This window comes from Alicyclobacillus suci (assembly GCF_017329615.1).
Taxonomy (GTDB): Bacteria; Bacillota; Bacilli; order Alicyclobacillales; family Alicyclobacillaceae; genus Alicyclobacillus; species Alicyclobacillus suci.
This window is the reverse complement of the sequence record NZ_JAFMTW010000256.1, coordinates 1-241: the sequence shown is the minus strand read 5'-3', so window position 1 is coordinate 241 and position 241 is coordinate 1. Positions and strand designations below refer to the sequence as shown.

General features: G+C 51.9%; 1 protein-coding gene. It reads left to right on the top strand.

From position 1 onward, the window contains the following. On the top strand, window positions 1-241 hold a 241-nt coding region (locus tag J3482_RS20630), incomplete at both ends, for an ATP-binding protein (RefSeq protein ID WP_236018438.1).

Here is a 241-nt window from a genome sequence, read left to right as displayed (position 1 = left end):
GACTGTGCCCATCCTCGTGAACCGACTGCGTGAAAGCCGCACGGAACATACGCTGCGCCAGTTTCAAAGCCGGTTCGAAAAGTACGACCTCGTCATCGCTGATGAAATGGGCTACATCTCATTCGACAAGGAGGGCTCAGAGCTTCTATTTACCCATCTCTCCCTACGAGCTGGGCGCAAATCCACCATGATCACGACAAATCTGTCATTCGAACGTTGGAGCGAGATATTCCAAGATCCT